The sequence below is a fragment of the Pseudomonas sp. RT4P38 genome (genome assembly GCF_054897765.1).
In genome coordinates this window covers 1558265-1576389 of the sequence record NZ_CM142703.1, presented here as the reverse complement: position 1 = coordinate 1576389, position 18125 = coordinate 1558265, and the positions used below count along the sequence as shown (strand labels likewise).

Genomic DNA, 18125 nt, shown 5'->3' with positions numbered 1-18125 from the left:
TGCGAACTCGGTTCAGTGTTGCGGTGGGTGCTTGAGTGTCAGCGGATGTCCTGAGCCTTCCACCAGCCGCAGAATTCATCAAGGGCGGTCCAGAGACTGACTTTGGGATCGTAGTCCAGATAATGCTGGGCGCGGCTGATGTCCAGGGTGAAATTTTTGTTCATCACCTGCATGCCCAGGCGCGACAGGGTCGGTTCGGGACGACCCGGCCACACCTTGCACACCCCCTCGTTGAGCGCCGCTACGGTGTAGGCCAAGCCGTAGGAACGGTAGCGCGTGACCTGTGGGACATCCATCTTGCGCATCACGTAATTGACCACGTCCCACAACGGCACCGGCGTGCCGTTGCTGATGTTGTAGGCCTTGCCCAAGGCCGAACCACTGGCCAGCAAACTGCTGAGCAACGCTTCATTGAGGTTTTGCACGCTGGTGAAATCAACCTTGTTCAGACCGTTGCCGATAATGGCAAGCCGTCCCTTGCGCTGCATTTTCAGCAATCTCGGGAAGATGCTCATGTCGCCGGCCCCCGTCACAAAACGCGGGCGCAGGGCCAGGGTTTCGAGGCCGAACTCCTGAGCGCCGAAAACTTTTTGCTCGGCCAGGTATTTGGTCGCGGCATAGGGATGCTTGAAGCGCTTGGGCACCTGTTCTTCGGTCAGTCCCAGGTGATCGCGGCCATCAAAGTAGATCGACGGCGACGACAAGTGCACCAGTCGCCGAACCCGCTGTTTCAGACAGGCCTCGACCACGTTTTCGGTGACCTGCACGTTGCCTTGATGGAAGTCCTGATAACGCCCCCACAAACCGACCGCACCGGCGCAATGCACCACGGCTTCGACGTCTGAGCAGAGGTCGCGCGCCAGTTCCGGGTCGCTCAAGTCTCCCTGGATGAACTCGGCGCCGCGGCGTACCAGATGCTCCACACTTTCGGCCCGGCGGCCGTTGACCCGCACGTCCAGGCCTTGCTCCAGGGCGAAACGCGCAAAGCGCCCGCCAATGAAGCCGCTTGCGCCGGTAACCAGAATCTTCATGAATTGCTCCGAATATTTCGTTTTGCGTATTGCGGGAGGTCTTGACGCTGCCCGTCAGTCCAACGGCACCAGCCATTGCTTCGACGAACGCACCAACTGATCGGTGAGTAACCCGAGCAACTGACCGCCATTGCGCCAATGATGCCAGTACAGCGGCACATCGATCGGCTTATCTGGCAGAAGCTCCACCAATACGCCGCGCTCCAGTTGCTCGCGCACTTGCAGTTCAGGTACCAGGCCCCAACCGAGTCCCGCTTCCGTGAGGCGGATGAAGCCTTCGGACGAGGGGCATAGATGGTGTTCGAATCCTCCCTCTACGCCGAGGGACGCGAGGTAGCGATGCTGTAGGAAATCGTCCGGGCCAAACACCAGTGCGGGCGTTTTCGACAACAGATCGGCACGTACACCTTCAGGAAAATGCCGGGCGATAAATGCCGGGCTGGCCAACGCACGGTAGCGCATGGCCCCCAGCAAAACGCTTCGCGCGCCGGCCACCGGTCGCTCACTGGCGCAGACACACGCCGCGACTTCACCGGCGCGCATGCGTTTGAGGCCGACGGTCTGGTCTTCGACCACCAGATCAAGCAGCAGATGCTGTTGCGCGCAAAAATCCCCGACCGCCACGGCCCACCACGTGGCGAGGCTGTCGGCATTCAAAGCGATGCGCAGGCGTTCGGGCAGGCCTTCTTCGTCGAGTGCCGGCACCAGTGTTTGCAAGTCCCGCTCAAGTAAACGCACCTGCTGCACATGGTTGAGCAGTCGTCGGCCGATTTCGGTGGGCGCCGGCGGTGTAACCCGCACCAGCACCGGTTGACCGACCCGCGCCTCGAGCAATTTGATGCGTTGAGAGATCGCCGACTGGGACAAACCCAACACCTGCGCAGCACGTTCGAAACCGGCCTGCTCAACCACCGCAGCCAAGGCAGAAAGCAATTTATAGTCGAACATCAGTTTTCCTAATGAGCGATCAGCATGATTGGTTTTTCTTATACAGCTTTGCACCGGAGAATGGCCAGCAAGAACTCTTCAACAAGGATCATCGACATGGCTGGCGAAACTTCATTGGCAACCCTGCTGCGCAGCATGAGCCCGCACCTTAACGTCGGCGAATACGTGTTCTGCACACTGCGCGACGGCAATTTGCCAGCGGGCCTTGAAATTGTCGGCAGCTTTCGCGAGCAGGAAGGTCTGACCGTGATTCTGGAACGTTCCCACGCCGAGAAGGCCGGCTTCAGTTTCGACTACGTCGCGGCCTGGATCACCTTGAACGTGCACTCGGCCCTCGAAGCCGTCGGCCTGACCGCCGCGTTCGCCACGGCATTAGGCCAGGCCGGCATCAGTTGCAACGTGATTGCCGGCTATTACCACGACCACCTATTCGTCGGCCAGGCCGATGCCGAACACGCCCTGCACGTGCTGCGGGACCTGGCGGCCAACGCGGAGTAAACATCTTATGTGGCAAAGTTATGTGAACGGCCTGTTGGTGGCCGCGGGGCTGATCATGGCGATCGGCACTCAGAATGCGTTTGTGTTGGCTCAGAGCCTTAGGCGCGAACATCACCTGCCCGTGGCGGCACTCTGCGTGACCTGCGATGCCTTGCTGGTGGCCGCCGGGGTATTCGGCCTGGCGACGGTGCTGGCGCAGAACCCGACGTTGCTGGCATTCGCCCGTTGGGGTGGCGCGGCGTTTCTGATTTGGTATGGCAGCCTGGCGTTGCGTCGGGCCTGCTCGAAACAGAGCCTGCAACAAGGTGAAAACCAGACCGTGCGTTCGCTGCGAGCGGTAATGCTCAGCGCGCTGGCCGTGACCTTGCTCAACCCGCACGTTTATTTGGATACGGTGCTGCTGATCGGCTCCCTCGGCGCACAACAGACAGAGCCCGGCGCTTATGTCGTTGGGGCGGCCAGTGCGTCGTTGTTGTGGTTTTTCACCCTGGCGCTGGGCGCGGCGTGGCTGGCGCCATGGTTGGCCCGGCCAAGCACCTGGCGGATTCTCGATCTGTTGGTAGCGGTGATGATGTTTGCAGTGGCCTTTCAATTAATCGCTGGCTGATTATTCCAAAAGGCTCTGGAACCTCTATTCCACACAGTTGTTGCGTGGTTATGCCGCACCCCCGGTGCTATGATCCGATCCCTGCGCCGCAAAGAGTACAAACTCCCCGGCGCATGTCTGGCCGCCCGTGATCGGCCTTGCGCTCACCGCAACTGACCTGATTAGGAGAATCATCATGGCTTTCGAATTGCCGCCGCTGCCTTACGCACACGATGCCCTGCAGCCGCACATTTCCAAGGAAACTCTGGAATTTCACCACGACAAGCACCACAACACCTATGTCGTGAACCTGAACAACCTGGTGCCAGGCACCGAGTTCGAAGGCAAGACCCTGGAAGAAATCGTTAAATCTTCTTCGGGCGGTATCTTCAACAACGCCGCTCAGGTCTGGAACCACACTTTCTACTGGAACTGCCTGGCGCCAAACGCCGGCGGTCAACCAACCGGCGCGCTTGGCGACGCCATCAACGCAGCCTTCGGTTCGTTCGACAAGTTCAAGGAAGAATTCAGCAAGACTTCCATCGGCACCTTCGGTTCCGGTTGGGGCTGGCTGGTGAAAAAGGCTGACGGTTCCCTGGCCCTGGCCAGCACCATCGGCGCCGGCAACCCGCTGACCAGCGGCGACACCCCGCTGCTGACCTGCGACGTCTGGGAACACGCCTACTACATCGACTACCGCAACCTTCGTCCAAAATACGTCGAAGCGTTCTGGAACCTGGTCAACTGGAAATTCGTGGCTGAGCAGTTCGAAGGCAAAACCTTCACCGCTTAAGATCGACGCCCGTTAAGAAACCCGGCTTTTGCCGGGTTTTTTTTGGGCGCTGGAAATGTGTGGCCTGTCAGGCCGTCTTCATCGGAACGCCTATTGCTGCGGGTCGACGATATCCAACGCCCGATTCACGGCCAAGTCCGCCAACATGACGATCTGCGCGATGGCCAGCGCCGTACTGCGCTGGGAGCCGGTCAGGTAGGTGGCGAGATCACTGGCCATGACACTCGCCGAGGCCAATGACTCACAGGCGTGGGCCAGGAGGGATTCGGTATCCATGTCCGGGACGATCATGAACATAGTGTTGGGACTGTAGGGTTTGGTGGTGTTGAAGGGGGGATCGGGGATTAACTTATCCACTTACATTTCCTTTTGAGTTTGGAGCCATCGATTCCCGATCTCACTCGAAGAAGAGGTGGCAGCTATGTGCAGGGTGAGATCACCGGCAAAAGGAACCCGGCCGGACTGAAGTCCGCCCGCACACAGCCGCCATAAAACAATTGCGGACAGCCTGGAGCTGGCGGCAATTATGGAGGGCCTAGCGCTGGTTTCCAATTGCTTAGTCGGGGATCTCACTCCCGATCGCTGATTTTCAGCGACAGCCAAAAGGTTATTGACCCCGCGTCCAACAGGCAACCTGAAAACTGTGTGGGAAAGGTCTGGCGTTTTTACAGTTCAATAAACACAAAAGCGGAACCTGTGGGAGCGAGCTTGCTCGCGATAGCGGTTTGTCAGTCACAAAGATGTTGAATGTGCTGCCGTCATCGCGAGCAAGCTCGCTCCCACAGGGGATGGATGTTTGGCAGAAAGAGATTGGTCGGCTGTCAGCGCTTCTCACCACTCGACAGGCCGAGCGTTAGCTCGCCTGCAGCTCTTGATCGTGATCCACCCGCCCCTTCGGGAGGCTGAGTGGAGGTGTTCGCAGCGCCGTTCGACGCCGTCGAACACGCTGCATGTAGGTCGTCGCGAAGCAGACCGGAGGGCAGTGTCCCCGGATGAATACCGGAGCGAGGGAACGCCGAGCCCTAGCGAGGGGCCGGACGCTCGGGGCGAGACCTTTGCTTCCTTTGGGCTGGGCCGGCACTCCGGCGTTTGCCAAAGGGAGTTGCCGTAAGGGCGAAACCATTAGTGGCCGTTACCGCAGGAATGGATATGTACACCGGGTGCATCCGCAGAAACCAGGGCAATTTCCCACGATGAAACCAGCCTTCAGCCCCTTGCCCCAACGCCACAGCCGTCTAACATCAACCAAACGGAAAATATGTCCACATCCCCCTCAAGTTGAAGGACTCAACAACCGACACAGTACAAATAGCGCAAATACTCCAAACGACAGCATTTCGGCCAAGCTACAGGCAAAACCCTAAGTGATTGATTGTCCCTTTGACTGCCATCACCGGATTGCCAATACTCATGGCAACTTGACGCTACCCGCACGGAACAAGGAATGACTCTTTGAAGCTGGAACTCAAGAACAGCTTGTCGGTGAAGTTGCTCCGGGTCGTGCTCCTGTCGGCATTGATCGTCGGCGTGGTCTTGAGCTGCGCGCAGATCGTTTTCGATGCCTATAAAACACGCCAGGCCGTGGCCAGTGATGCTCAACGCATCCTCGACATGTTCCGCGACCCCTCGACACAGGCCGTCTACAGCCTGGACCGCGAAATGGGCATGCAGGTGATCGAAGGCCTGTTTCAAGACGACGCTGTCCGCAAGGCTTCCATTGGCCATCCCAACGAAACCATGCTCGCGCAAAAGTCTCGCGAGTTGCAGCATTCCGGCAGTCGCTGGCTGACCGACCTGATCCTCGGCAAGGAACGCACCTTCACCACCCAACTGGTGGGTCGCGGCCCTTACAGCGAGTATTACGGAGACCTGAGCATCACGCTCGACACCGCCACCTATGGCCAGGGTTTCATCGTCAGTTCGGTGATCATCTTCATCTCCGGCGTGTTGCGTGCCATGGCCATGGGGCTGGTGCTGTACCTGGTCTATCACTGGCTGTTGACCAAGCCGCTGTCGCGGATCATCGAACATCTCACGGAAATCAATCCGGATCGCCCCAGCGCACACAAAATCCCGCTGCTCAAGGGGCATGAAAAGAACGAACTGGGGATCTGGATCAACACCGCCAACCAGTTGCTCGAGTCCATCGAGCGCAACACCCATTTGCGCCACGAAGCGGAAAACAGCCTGCTACGCATGGCCCAGTACGACTTCCTCACCGGTCTGCCGAACCGCCAGCAATTGCAACAGCAACTGGACAAAATCCTGGTAGACGCCGGCAAGTTGCAACGTCGGGTCGCGGTATTGGTGGTCGGCCTGGACGACTTCAAGGGCATCAACGAACAATTCAGCTACCAGACCGGTGACCAACTGCTGCTGGCCCTCGCTGATCGCCTGCGAGCTCACAGCGGACGCCTCGGCACCCTCGCCCGCCTTGGCGGCGACCAGTTCGCCCTGGTTCAGGCCGATATCGAACAACCCTACGAAGCGGCCGAACTGGCCCAAAGCATTCTCGATGACCTGGAAGCGACGTTCGCCCTCGATCATCAAGAGATTCGCCTGCGCGCCACCATCGGCATCACCCTGTTCCCCGAGGACGGTGACAGCACCGAAAAACTGCTGCAAAAAGCCGAGCAGACCATGACCCTGGCCAAGACTCGCTCACGCAACCGTTATCAGTTCTATATCGCCAGCGTCGACACCGAAATGCGTCGCCGTCGCGAGCTGGAAAAAGACCTGCGCGACGCCTTGGCCCGTGACCAGTTCTACCTCGTCTACCAGCCGCAGATCAGCTATCGCGATCACCGTGTGGTGGGTGTCGAGGCGCTGATTCGCTGGCAACATCCCGAGCACGGGCTGGTTCCGCCAGACTTGTTCATCCCCCTGGCCGAGCAGAACGGCACCATCATCGCCATCGGTGAGTGGGTGCTGGATCAGGCGTGCAAGCAATTGCGCGACTGGCATGACCAGGGTTTCGTCGACCTGCGCATGGCGGTGAACCTGTCTACGGTGCAACTGCACCACGCGGAGTTGCCACGGGTGGTCAACAATCTGCTGCAGATGTACCGCCTGCCGCCCCGCAGCCTGGAGCTTGAAGTCACCGAAACCGGGCTGATGGAAGACATCAGCACGGCCGCCCAGCACCTGCTGAGCCTGCGCCGCTCCGGTGCGCTGATCGCGATCGACGACTTCGGCACCGGTTACTCGTCTTTGAGCTATCTGAAAAGCCTGCCGCTGGACAAGATCAAGATCGACAAGAGCTTCGTTCAGGACCTGCTCGATGACGACGACGATGCGACCATCGTTCGGGCCATCATCCAATTGGGCAAGAGCCTGGGCATGCAGGTGATTGCCGAAGGCGTGGAAACCGCCGAGCAAGAGGCCTACATCATCTCCGAAGGCTGTCACGAAGGTCAGGGCTATTTCTACAGCAAGCCGCTGCAAGCGCGGGAATTGAGCGCGTATCTGAAACAGGCTCAGCGCAGTAACGCGGCCATCCTCTGAAAGATCGGTTGCGTGTGGACCGTTGATCCAGCGCAACCGTTTCGTGAATAAGAAATATTTCCAGGCACAACCCTTTACACATAATGCGAAAGATTTGCATTATGTCGCAGCTTTGCGCGCTTGCTGCGCCATTCCACCCCCTCTCGAAGCAGGATGTTCGCCATGATTCGTATGCCTCTGGCTACCGCCAGTCTGTTGGCCATCGCTATTTCCCTCGCCGGTTGTGGCGAAGGCAAAGACAAAGCTGTCGCTGCGCAGGCACCGACTCCGGCCGCCAGCACCACGGCCCCGGCTGCTGCACCTGCCGCTGCCAGTAAAGTCGACGAAGCCGCTGCCAAAGCCGTTGTCGCGCATTACGCCGACATCGTCTTCGCCGTTTACAGCGATGCCGAATCTACCGCGAAGACCCTGCAAACCGCCGTCGACGCCTTCCTCGCCAAGCCGAACGCCGACACCCTGAAAGCTGCCAAGGCTGCCTGGATCGCTGCCCGCGTTCCTTACCTGCAGAGCGAAGTGTTCCGCTTCGGCAACACCATCATCGACGACTGGGAAGGTCAGGTGAATGCCTGGCCACTGGACGAAGGCCTGATCGACTACGTCGACAAATCCTACGAGCACGCACTGGGTAACCCGGGCGCCACGGCCAACATCATCGCCAACACCCAGGTTCAGGTCGGCGAAGACAAGATCGACGTGAAAGACATCACCCCGGCCAAACTCGCCAGCCTGAACGAGCTGGGTGGTTCCGAGGCCAACGTTGCCACCGGCTACCACGCCATCGAATTCCTGCTCTGGGGCCAGGACCTGAACGGCACCGGGCCTGGCGCCGGCAACCGTCCAGCTTCCGACTACCTGGAAGGCAAAGGCGCAACCGGCGGTCATAACGATCGTCGTCGCGCTTACCTGAAGTCCGTGACCCAACTGTTGGTCAGCGACCTGGAAGAAATGGTCGGTAACTGGAAGCCGAATGTGGCCGACAACTACCGCGCCACTCTGGAAGCCGAGCCTGCCGAAAGCGGCCTGCGCAAAATGCTGTTCGGCATGGGCAGCCTGTCCCTGGGCGAACTGGCGGGCGAGCGCATGAAGGTTTCCCTGGAAGCCAACTCCCCGGAAGACGAACACGACTGCTTCAGCGACAACACCCACAACTCGCAGTTCTACGATGCCAAAGGCATTCGTAATGTGTACCTGGGCGAGTACACCCGCGTCGACGGCACCAAAATGACCGGCGCCAGCCTGTCGTCCCTGGTAGCCAAGGCCGACCCGGCTGCCGACGCTGCGCTGAAAGCCGACCTGGCGGCGACCGAAGCGAAGATGCAGGTTATCGTCGATCACGCCAACAAGGGTGAGCACTACGACCAGCTGATCGCTGCCGGCAACACTGCTGGCAACCAGATCGTGCGCGACGCTATCGCTTCCCTGGTCAAGCAGACCGGTTCGATCGAAGCCGCCGCTGGCAAACTGGGCATCAGCGACCTGAACCCGGACAACGCTGATCACGAATTCTGATCAACACTGGCTGAGTGACTAAGAGGCGACCTTCGGGTCGCCTTTTTCATATCTGCCAAACACAGCCCCCTGTGGGAGCGAGCTTGCTCGCGATGAGGCCGTGTCAGTCAACTTAAATGCTGAATGTAAAACCGCAATCGCGAGCAAGCTCGCTCCCACAGGGAATTGAGGTTTCCTGATAAACCCTGCCCCACATCAACCAAACGATAATTCCTCTTATTCAATCTCCCCTGCCCTGTTAGACTTTGCGCCCCTTGTTTTGCTCGTCTTGCAGGATGTCTGATGCCCTCACTGCCTCTTCGCTTGTCCGCACTGTTGCTGGCCCTGGGCCTGAGTGCCTGCGATGACGCCCCGCGTTTTACCCAAGCCGAACCCGGTGAAGCCCGGTCCGGTGGCAGCGCGACCGTGCGCAAGACCGATCAGAACTCGTTTTCCCTGCCGTCCGCCAATCTGCCACCGTCACGGCGCGTGGACTTCAGCGTCGGCAACAGCTTCTTCCGCAATCCCTGGGTGATCGCCCCGTCGACCACCACCGCCAGGGATGGCCTCGGCCCGTTGTTCAACACCAACGCCTGCCAGAACTGCCACATCAAGGACGGCCGCGGTCACCCGCCCACGCCTGATGCGCAAAATGCCGTGTCGATGCTGGTGCGCCTGTCGATTCCCGATACGCCGGCGTATGCCAACGTCATCAAGCAACTCGGTGTCGTCCCGGAGCCGGTCTACGGCGGACAATTCCAGGACATGGCCGTGCCCGGTGTCGTCCCGGAAGGCAAAGTGCGTGTCGATTACACGCCCGTTCCGATTCGTTTCAAGGACGGCACCGAAGTCGAGTTGCGCAAGCCGACGTTGCAGATCACCCAGCTCGGCTACGGCCCGATGCACCCTGACACGCGTTTCTCGGCCAGGGTTGCACCGCCAATGATTGGCCTGGGTCTGCTCGAAGCGATTCCCGACGAGGCGATCCTGGCCAATGCCGAGGCTCAGGCAAAAGACAAAAACGGCATCGCCGGGCGTCCGAACCGGGTCTGGGATGACGCGCAGCAAAAAACCGTTCTCGGGCGATTTGGCTGGAAGGCCGGCCAACCAAACCTCAATCAGCAAAATGTTCATGCGTTTTCCGGTGACATGGGCCTCACCACAAGCCTGAGACCCGTTGATGATTGCACCGACACGCAAGCCGCTTGCAAGCAGGCGCGCAATGGCAATGGCTCGGATGGCGAGCCGGAAGTCAGCGATAACATCCTGCGTCTGGTGTTGTTCTACAGCCGTAATCTCGCCGTACCAGCACGTCGGGATGTCAGCGCGCCCGATGTGCTGGCCGGCAAGAATCTGTTTTTCCAGGCCGGGTGCCACTCCTGTCATACCCCGAAATACACCACTGCCGCCAACGCCGCCGAACCTGAACTGGCCGATCAAGTGATTCGCCCTTACAGCGATCTGCTGCTGCACGACATGGGCGACGGTCTGGCCGACAACCGTACCGAATTCCAGGCCAGCGGCCGCGACTGGCGCACCCCGCCGTTGTGGGGCATCGGCTTGACGCAGGCGGTCAGTGGCCACACCCAGTTTTTGCACGATGGCCGCGCCCGCAATCTGCTCGAAGCCGTGCTCTGGCATGGCGGCGAAGCCAAAGCGGCGCAGCAACAGGTTTTGTCTTTCAATGCCGAGCAGCGCGCTGCGTTGCTGGCGTTTTTGAATTCCCTTTAATACGTATTCCATAGCGGGAGCCCGACATGTTCCGTCCCAAATTGTTGTTCACCAGCCTTGCCGCGCTAGCCTTGGGCGCCTGTTCGCCTCAGGATCCGCAGGCCGTTACCTCGGCGGCCATCGCCAAGCAAGTGATCCTGCCGACCTACAGCCGCTGGGTAGAAGCCGACCGTCAACTGGCGGTCAGCGCCCTGGCCTTCTGCGAAGGCAAGGAAAACCTCGACACCGCCCGTGCCGACTTCCTGCATGCGCAGAAAGCCTGGGCCGAGCTGCAACCGCTGCTGATCGGCCCGCTGGCCGAGGGCAACCGTTCGTGGCAGGTGCAGTTCTGGCCGGACAAGAAAAACCTCGTGGGCCGTCAGGTCGAGCAACTGGTCACCGCGCAGCCGCAGATCGATGCCGCCTCCCTGACCAAATCGAGCGTGGTGGTTCAGGGCCTCTCCGCCTATGAATACATCCTGTTCGACAGCAAGATCGACATGGCCGACAGCGCCCAGAAAGCCAAGTACTGCCCGCTGCTAAGCGCCATTGGCGAGCGTCAGAAGCAATTGGCCGAAGAGATCCTGTCGCGCTGGAACACCAACGACGGCATGCTCGCGCAGATGAGCAAATTCCCCAACCAGCGCTACGCCGACTCCCACGAAGCGATCGCGGACCTGCTGCGCGTGCAAGTCACCGCGCTGGACTCCCTGAAGAAAAAACTCGGCACGCCGATGGGCCGTCAGAGCAAGGGCATTCCTCAGCCGTTCCAGGCCGACGCCTGGCGCAGCAAGTCCTCGCTGCAAGGTCTGGAAGCCAGCCTGGCTGCAGCGCAAACCGTTTGGGTTGGTGTCGACAACAAAGGCCTGCGCGGTCTGTTGCCAAACGAGCAAAAACCCTTGGCCGACAAGATCGACGCCGCTTACGCGTCGTCCCTGAAACTGTTCGCCAGCAACCAGCGCTCGCTGACCGAAATGCTCGGCGATGACGCCGGTCGCCAGCAACTCAACGACATCTACGACAGCCTCAACGTCGTCCACCGCCTGCACGAAGGCGAACTGGCCAAGGCGCTGGGCATCCAACTGGGCTTCAACGCCAACGACGGTGACTGATGAGGGCAAGTTCCATGCTGCGACGCCAGGCTCTGACGTTAGGTAGTTTGCTGCTGGGTGCGGTGACGCTGGGCGGCTGGACGCTGTTCAAGCAGAAGGACAAAAGCCCGCTGCTGCTCTCGGCGCGGGACGATACCGACGGCAAACATTACGCTGTCGGATACCGGCTGGACGGCACCCGGGTGTTTGCCAGCCAGGTCGGCCAGCGTTGCCATGACATCATCAACCACCCGACGCTGCCGATTGCGCTGTTCGTCGCCCGTCGTCCTGGCACCGAGAGTTACCTGATCGACCTGCGCGACGGCACGCTGCTGCAAACCGTGGTCTCACGGCCGAACCGGCACTTCTACGGTCACGCGGTGATTCACAAGAGCGGCGACTGGCTGTACGCCACCAAGAACGACACCTCCGATCCGGGCCGAGGCTTGCTCGGTGTGTATAAGTTCGAAGATGAGCGACTTATCCACAGCGGCGAGATCCCTACTCACGGTGTCGGTCCGCATCAGGTGTCGTGGATGCCCGATGGTGAAACCCTGGTGGTCGCCAACGGCGGCATTCGCACCGAGGCCGAAAGCCGCGTCGAGATGAACCTCAACGCCATGGAACCGAGCCTGGTCCTGATGCAACGCGACGGCACCCTGCTGAGCAAGGAAACCCTCGCCCAGCAGATGAACAGCGTGCGTCATTTGGGGATTGCCAGCGACGGCACCATCGTCGCCGGTCAGCAGTTCATGGGACCGTCTCACGAGTCTTCGCAGCTGCTGGCGATCAAGCGGCCCGGCCAGCCGTTCATGGCCTTCCCGGTGCCTGAGCATCAGCTGCAGGCCATGGGGCATTACACCGCCAGCGTCGCGGTACACAGCGAACTGCGCCTGGTCGCGTTGACCGCGCCACGGGGCAATCGCTTTTTCATCTGGGACCTGGACAGCGGTGAAGTGCGCCTGGACGCACCGCTTCCCGATTGCGCCGGGGTCGGCGCGGTAGCCGATGGCTTTGTCGTGACTTCGGGTCAGGGGCGATGCCGCTACTACGATTGCAGCCAGACAAGCCTTGTTGCAAAACCCCTTGATCTACCCGCAGGGCTCTGGGACAACCACCTGCTCCTCATCTAAGCACGCTCTGCCTTTGTAGGAGCCGAGCTTGCCTGTAAAAAGTGGCAGTTGGAATCCCCGGCACACTCGGAGTAATGTGCCCGACTGTCTCACCTGATTTTCTCCAAGGAAGTGGAAATATGCTGCGCCGCCGCATGCTGATCATGTTGGGTGTTGTTTTGCTGATCGTGCTGGTCCTGGCCGGTTACAAAGCCTTCTCCATCTATACGATGATTCAAGGCTTTGCTGTGCCGAAACCAGCGATCAGTGTCGCCGTGGCCACTGCCACCGAACGGCCGTGGCAAGCCCGCCTGCCCACCGTCGGCACCCTGAAGGCGCTGCAAGGCGTGGACCTGAGCCTGGAGACCGACGGCACCGTCATCGATTTGCAGTTCGAGTCAGGTCAGAAGGTCAAGGTCGGCCAACCGCTGCTCCTGCTTGATAGCGTGGTAGAAACCGCCCTGCTCGAAACCGCTCAGGCCGACTTGGGTCTGGCACAGCTCGATTACGGTCGCGGCAGCCAATTGGTGGGCAGCCAGGCCATTTCCAAAGGCGAATTCGACCGGCTCTCGGCGGTGTTGAAAAAGAGCCGGGCCACGGTCAATCAGCTCAAGGCGGCGCTGGCCAAAAAACGCTTGCTCGCACCGTTCAGCGGGACCATCGGCATTCGTCAGGTGGACATCGGTGACTATCTCGCCAGCGGCACCATGATTGCCACCCTGCAAGACCTCAGCAGTCTCTACGTCGACTTCTTCGTGCCCGAGCAGTCGGTGCCGAAGATCGCCATCGGCCAACCGGTGCAGATCATTGTCTCGGCCTACCCGGCACAGAACTTCCCCGGGACCATCAGTGCAATCAACCCGAAAGTCGAAAACAGCACTCGCAACGTCCAGGTCCGCGCGACCCTGGCCAACCCCGACAGCAAACTGTTGCCGGGGATGTTCGCCAGCCTGCAAGTGTTGTTGCCCGACCCGCAGCCGCGCATCGTCGTGCCGGAAAGTGCGATCACCTACACGCTTTACGGCAATTCGCTCTATGTCGTCGCGCAGAAAAAAGCCGAAGACGGCAGCGTCGAAAAGGACGATAAGGGCGAGCCCATTCTGATCGCCGAACGGCGTTTCATTGAAACCGGCGAGCGCCGCGATGGCCTGGTGATGATCACCAAAGGTGTGCAGAACGGCGAAAAAGTGGTCACAGCCGGCCAGATCAAACTGGACAACGGCGCACATATCGCGATCAGCGACGACAAGACACTAGCCGAGAAGAGCAGTCAGCCTCGCGTTGACTGATCAAGGAATCCCCATGGCTTTTACCGACCCGTTCATCCGCCGCCCGGTGCTCGCCACCGTGGTCAGCCTGTTGATTGTGCTGCTGGGCTTCCAGGCCTGGAGCAAGTTGCCGCTGCGCCAATATCCGCAAATGGAAAACGCCCTGATCACGGTCACCACCGCTTACCCCGGGGCCAATGCCGAGACCATCCAGGGCTACATCACCCAACCGATGCAGCAGAGTCTGGCCAGCGCCGAGGGTATCGACTACATGACGTCGGTCAGTCGCCAGAACTTCTCGGTAATCTCGATCTACGCGCGCATTGGCGCCAACAGCGACCGCTTGTTCACCGAATTGCTGGCCAAGGCCAACGAGGTGAAAAACCAGCTGCCCCAGGACGCCGAAGACCCGGTACTGAGCAAGGAAGCCGCCGACGCCTCGGCACTGATGTACATCAGCTTCTTCAGCAAGGAGCTGAGCAACCCGCAGATTACCGACTACCTGTCGCGGGTCATCCAGCCGAAACTGGCGACCCTGCCGGGCATGGCCGAAGCCGAGATTCTCGGCAACCAGGTGTTCGCCATGCGCCTGTGGCTGGACCCGGTCAAGCTGGCCGGTTTCGGCCTGAGTGCCAGCGACGTGACCGATGCAGTGCGCAAATACAACTTCCTCTCCGCCGCCGGCGAAGTGAAAGGCGAGTACGTCGTCACCAGCATCAACGCCAACACCGAGCTCAAATCCGCTGAAGCCTTCGCCGCGATTCCGCTCAAGGTCGAGGGCGACAGTCGCGTGCTGCTCAGCGATGTTGCGCGCGTTGAAATGGGCGCGGAGAACTACGACTCGATCAGTTCTTTCGGCGGCACGCCTTCGGTGTACATCGGCATCAAGGCCACGCCTGGCGCCAACCCGCTGGACGTGATCAAGGAAGTGCGCAAGATCATGCCGGACCTGGAAGCCCAACTGCCGCCGAATCTCAAAGGTGAAATCGCCTACGACGCCACGCTGTTCATCCAGGCCTCAATCGACGAAGTGGTGAAAACCCTGTTTGAAGCGGTGCTGATCGTCATCGTGGTGGTGTTCCTGTTCCTCGGCGCGCTGCGTTCGGTGGTGATCCCGGTGGTCACCATCCCGCTGTCGATGATCGGCGTGATGTTCTTCATGCAGATGATGGGCTACTCAATCAACCTGCTGACTTTGCTGGCGATGGTATTGGCCATCGGCCTGGTGGTGGACGACGCTATCGTCGTGGTGGAGAACATTCACCGGCACATCGAAGAAGGCAAGACGCCGTTGGATGCGGCCATCGAAGGCGCCCGGGAAATCGCCATGCCGGTGGTCTCGATGACCATCACCCTGGCGGCGGTCTATGCGCCGATCGGCTTCCTGACGGGGCTGACGGGGGCGCTGTTCAAGGAGTTCGCCCTGACCCTGGCCGGCGCGGTGGTCATCTCTGGCATCGTCGCCCTGACCCTGTCGCCGATGATGTGCGCCTTCTTGCTGCGTCACGACGAAAATCCCAGCGGCCTGGCCCACCGCCTGGACCTGATATTCGAAGGCCTCAAGCGCCGTTACCAAAGCATGCTGCACGCAACCCTGAACACCCGGCCGGTGGTGCTGGTGTTCGCGGTGATCGTGCTGTGCCTGATTCCGGTGCTGCTCATGTTCACCAAGTCGGAACTGGCGCCCGACGAGGACCAGGGCATCATTTTCATGATGGCCAACGCCCCGCAACCGGCCAACCTCGACTACCTGAGCACCTACACCGACGAGTTCGTCACGATCTTCAAAACGTTTCCCGAGTACTACTCGTCGTTCCAGATCAATGGCTTTAACGGCGTGCAATCGGGCATCGGCGGCTTCCTGCTCAAACCGTGGAACGAACGCAGCCGCACCCAGATGGAAATCCTGCCCGAGGTCCAGAGCAAACTGGAGAGCATTTCCGGGCTGCAGATCTTCGGCTTCAACCTGCCCTCCCTGCCCGGCACCGGCGAGGGGCTGCCGTTTCAGTTCGTCATCAATTCCGCCAACGATTACGAGTCACTGCTGCAAGTGGCCGACCGGGTGAAAAAGCGGGCAATGGAATCCGGCAAGTTCGCCTTCGTCGACCTCGACTTGGCATTCGACAAGCCCGAAGTGGTGGTGGATATCGATCGTGCCAAGGCCGCACAGATGGGTGTTTCCATGCAGGATCTTGGCGGGACACTCGCGACGTTGCTGGGTGAGGCGGAGATCAACCGTTTCACCATTGAAGGTCGCAGCTACAAAGTCATCGCTCAGGTCGAACGGCCTTTCCGGGATAACCCCGACTGGCTGAACAATTATTACGTCAAGAACACCCAAGGCGAATTGCTGGCCCTGTCGACCCTGATCACGGTGACCGACCGGGCGCGTCCACGACAGTTGAACCAGTTCCAGCAACTTAATTCGGGCATCCTGTCCGGGGTGCCGCTGGTCAGCATGGGTGAAGCCATCGACACCGTGCGCCAGATCGCTAGGGAAGAGGCACCGGTGGGTTATGCCTTCGACTATGCTGGCGCATCACGGCAATACGTCCAGGAAGGCAGTGCGCTGTGGGTCACCTTCGCTCTGGCACTGGCGATCATTTTCCTGGTACTGGCCGCCCAGTTCGAAAGCTTTCGCGATCCGCTGGTGATTCTGGTGACCGTGCCGTTATCGATCTGTGGCGCGTTGATCCCGCTGTTCCTGGGCTGGTCGAGCATGAACATCTACACCCAGGTCGGCCTGGTGACGTTGATCGGGCTGATCAGCAAGCACGGCATCCTGATCGTCGAATTCGCCAACCAGTTACGCAAGGACAAAGGCCTGACGCCGCGCGAAGCCGTGGAGGAAGCGGCGGCGATTCGTCTGCGTCCGGTGTTGATGACCACTGCTGCGATGGTGTTCGGTATGGTGCCGTTGATCATCGCCACGGGGGCGGGTGCCGTCAGTCGGTTCGACATCGGCACGGTGATCGCCACGGGGATGTCGATCGGGACGTTGTTTACGTTGTTTGTGCTGCCGTGTGTTTACACGCTTTTGGCAAAACCCGACAAACCCTAGGGAACCCACATGGATGGTGCAAGGCTCGAAATTTGGGAATAAAAAAGGCCTCGCGATTGGCGAGGCCTTTTATTTTGGCTTCAATCTGTTCAACTTTGTGGCCTCAATCCTTGAGAAAGACCGAACATGAACAGCAATAAATCATGATCGGGTTGGGATGCCACGGATGCCTTGGCAACGCGTGGCAACGGACAGTGCGCGTCGCCATTCACTGAACTGAGGACTTGCGTGCGGGGCTGCTCCCATGCCGCCACCGCCAGTGAAGCAACTGCCAAGGCTCCTATCAAAAACCCAACTCGTGCAATTTCGAGTTTCATTGCTATAAACCTTTGATAGCGCTGCCAAACGCCGTCTCATAAAAATAGACGAGTTTCTGCCAGTCCGTCGTGCTGAATGACGAGTGGCGACGCAGTTGTTTCATGTCATTGGACGCCGCGCGACGGGCGGTCAAACGGTGCCGGCATTTCTCCAGATCGATCAACGCCACTTCGACTTTGGCCGTCTCGCCTTCGCCGGTGACGCGCACGAATACGTGCTTGATGTAGAGGCAGCTGTGCTGCCAGCGACCCTTGTGCATCCGAACCAGATTCTCGGCCAGATCCTTCAACACTCGATCATGCACGGCCTCACCGTGACGCTCGCGACCGCCGCCAGCGTACCAATGCTCGACTTCCTCAAAGCCGTCCAGCGACTTGGTCACCAGCAATGCGCGCCATTTGTGTACAGGATCGCGCTGAGCACCGCAGAAAACGATCTCAGGAACGCGAACGTCGAGCAGGTGCATGCGAGTGAGTGCATCGCGCTCGCGCAACACCGTCGGCCGACCGAACGGGTGCAGCCAGCTGCGATAGATATGCCCGGTCTGACGTTTAACGTAAAGCAGCTGTCCATTGGTGCTCACGACGCGCTGCACGCCGCTTTCTCCTCCGCGACGGACGTTGGGTTCTTCTACCCATTCACCGCGCTGATTCCAGAAATAGTCGAAGCGGACTTGAGGAGCGACGTCCGTTTCTGCTGCACATTGCACTGCCATTC

At 59.8% G+C, this 18125-nt stretch carries 15 protein-coding genes; 10 read left to right on the top strand and 5 right to left on the bottom strand.

Annotated elements, in window-relative coordinates; translation table 11 throughout:
- Window positions 1–38: 38 nt before the first annotated feature.
- Window positions 39–1031 (bottom strand): NAD-dependent epimerase/dehydratase family protein, encoded by a 993-nt coding sequence (locus ACYZT7_RS07225; protein WP_462040490.1) that lies wholly within the window; start codon window positions 1029–1031, stop codon window positions 39–41.
- A gap of 54 nt (window positions 1032–1085) precedes the next feature.
- Window positions 1086–1979 (bottom strand): LysR family transcriptional regulator ArgP, encoded by an 894-nt coding sequence (locus ACYZT7_RS07220; protein WP_462040489.1) that lies wholly within the window; start codon window positions 1977–1979, stop codon window positions 1086–1088.
- A 96-nt stretch (window positions 1980–2075) separates the two neighbouring features.
- Here ACYZT7_RS07220 and ACYZT7_RS07215 point away from each other — a divergent pair, with 96 nt between their 5' ends.
- The 3 genes from ACYZT7_RS07215 to ACYZT7_RS07205 all read left to right on the top strand — a co-directional run bounded on the left by ACYZT7_RS07215 (window position 2076) and on the right by ACYZT7_RS07205 (window position 3856).
- Window positions 2076–2477: an ACT domain-containing protein gene (locus ACYZT7_RS07215; protein ID WP_462040488.1), complete on the top strand. Its 402-nt coding sequence runs from the start codon at window positions 2076–2078 to the stop codon at window positions 2475–2477.
- A gap of 7 nt (window positions 2478–2484) precedes the next feature.
- Window positions 2485–3084 (top strand): LysE/ArgO family amino acid transporter, encoded by a 600-nt coding sequence (locus ACYZT7_RS07210; RefSeq protein WP_461969062.1) that lies wholly within the window; start codon window positions 2485–2487, stop codon window positions 3082–3084.
- A 175-nt stretch (window positions 3085–3259) separates the two neighbouring features.
- Window positions 3260–3856, top strand: a complete 597-nt coding sequence (locus ACYZT7_RS07205) for a superoxide dismutase (protein ID WP_462036200.1) — start codon at window positions 3260–3262, stop codon at window positions 3854–3856.
- 90 nt (window positions 3857–3946) lie between these two features.
- Here the strand turns inward: ACYZT7_RS07205 and ACYZT7_RS07200 are convergent, their stop codons facing one another.
- A complete protein-coding gene (locus tag ACYZT7_RS07200; RefSeq protein ID WP_449646041.1) occupies window positions 3947–4213 on the bottom strand; it encodes a DUF6124 family protein in 267 nt (88 codons plus the stop codon).
- A gap of 1095 nt (window positions 4214–5308) precedes the next feature.
- Here ACYZT7_RS07200 and ACYZT7_RS07195 point away from each other — a divergent pair.
- The 7 genes from ACYZT7_RS07195 (at window position 5309) to ACYZT7_RS07165 (ending at window position 17090) form a co-directional block, all read left to right on the top strand.
- The gene (locus tag ACYZT7_RS07195) at window positions 5309–7360 is read left to right on the top strand and encodes a putative bifunctional diguanylate cyclase/phosphodiesterase (protein ID WP_462040487.1); all 2052 of its coding nucleotides are present in this window, start codon (window positions 5309–5311) and stop codon (window positions 7358–7360) included.
- 162 nt (window positions 7361–7522) lie between these two features.
- Window positions 7523–8869: an imelysin family protein gene (locus ACYZT7_RS07190; RefSeq protein ID WP_462040486.1), complete on the top strand. Its 1347-nt coding sequence runs from the start codon at window positions 7523–7525 to the stop codon at window positions 8867–8869.
- Between the two features lie 282 nt (window positions 8870–9151).
- Window positions 9152–10579, top strand: coding sequence for a di-heme oxidoreductase family protein (locus tag ACYZT7_RS07185; protein ID WP_462040485.1), 1428 nt, complete (start codon window positions 9152–9154; stop codon window positions 10577–10579).
- Between the two features lie 26 nt (window positions 10580–10605).
- Window positions 10606–11670 (top strand): imelysin family protein, encoded by a 1065-nt coding sequence (locus ACYZT7_RS07180; protein ID WP_462040484.1) that lies wholly within the window; start codon window positions 10606–10608, stop codon window positions 11668–11670.
- A 14-nt stretch (window positions 11671–11684) separates the two neighbouring features.
- A complete protein-coding gene (locus tag ACYZT7_RS07175; protein ID WP_462040483.1) occupies window positions 11685–12782 on the top strand; it encodes a DUF1513 domain-containing protein in 1098 nt (365 codons plus the stop codon).
- Between the two features lie 119 nt (window positions 12783–12901).
- Window positions 12902–14050, top strand: coding sequence for an efflux RND transporter periplasmic adaptor subunit (locus ACYZT7_RS07170; protein ID WP_462040482.1), 1149 nt, complete (start codon window positions 12902–12904; stop codon window positions 14048–14050).
- Window positions 14051–14063: 13 nt separating this feature from the next.
- Entirely contained in the window at window positions 14064–17090 is a 3027-nt protein-coding gene (locus ACYZT7_RS07165; protein WP_462040481.1) for a multidrug efflux RND transporter permease subunit, read from the top strand.
- Window positions 17091–17179: 89 nt separating this feature from the next.
- Here the strand turns inward: ACYZT7_RS07165 and ACYZT7_RS07160 are convergent, their stop codons facing one another.
- Both ACYZT7_RS07160 and ACYZT7_RS07155 read right to left on the bottom strand, forming a co-directional pair.
- Window positions 17180–17407: a hypothetical protein gene (locus ACYZT7_RS07160; RefSeq protein ID WP_282375393.1), complete on the bottom strand. Its 228-nt coding sequence runs from the start codon at window positions 17405–17407 to the stop codon at window positions 17180–17182.
- A 2-nt stretch (window positions 17408–17409) separates the two neighbouring features.
- Window positions 17410–18123, bottom strand: coding sequence for a lipopolysaccharide kinase InaA family protein (locus ACYZT7_RS07155; protein ID WP_462040480.1), 714 nt, complete (start codon window positions 18121–18123; stop codon window positions 17410–17412).
- Window positions 18124–18125: the final 2 nt, after the last annotated feature.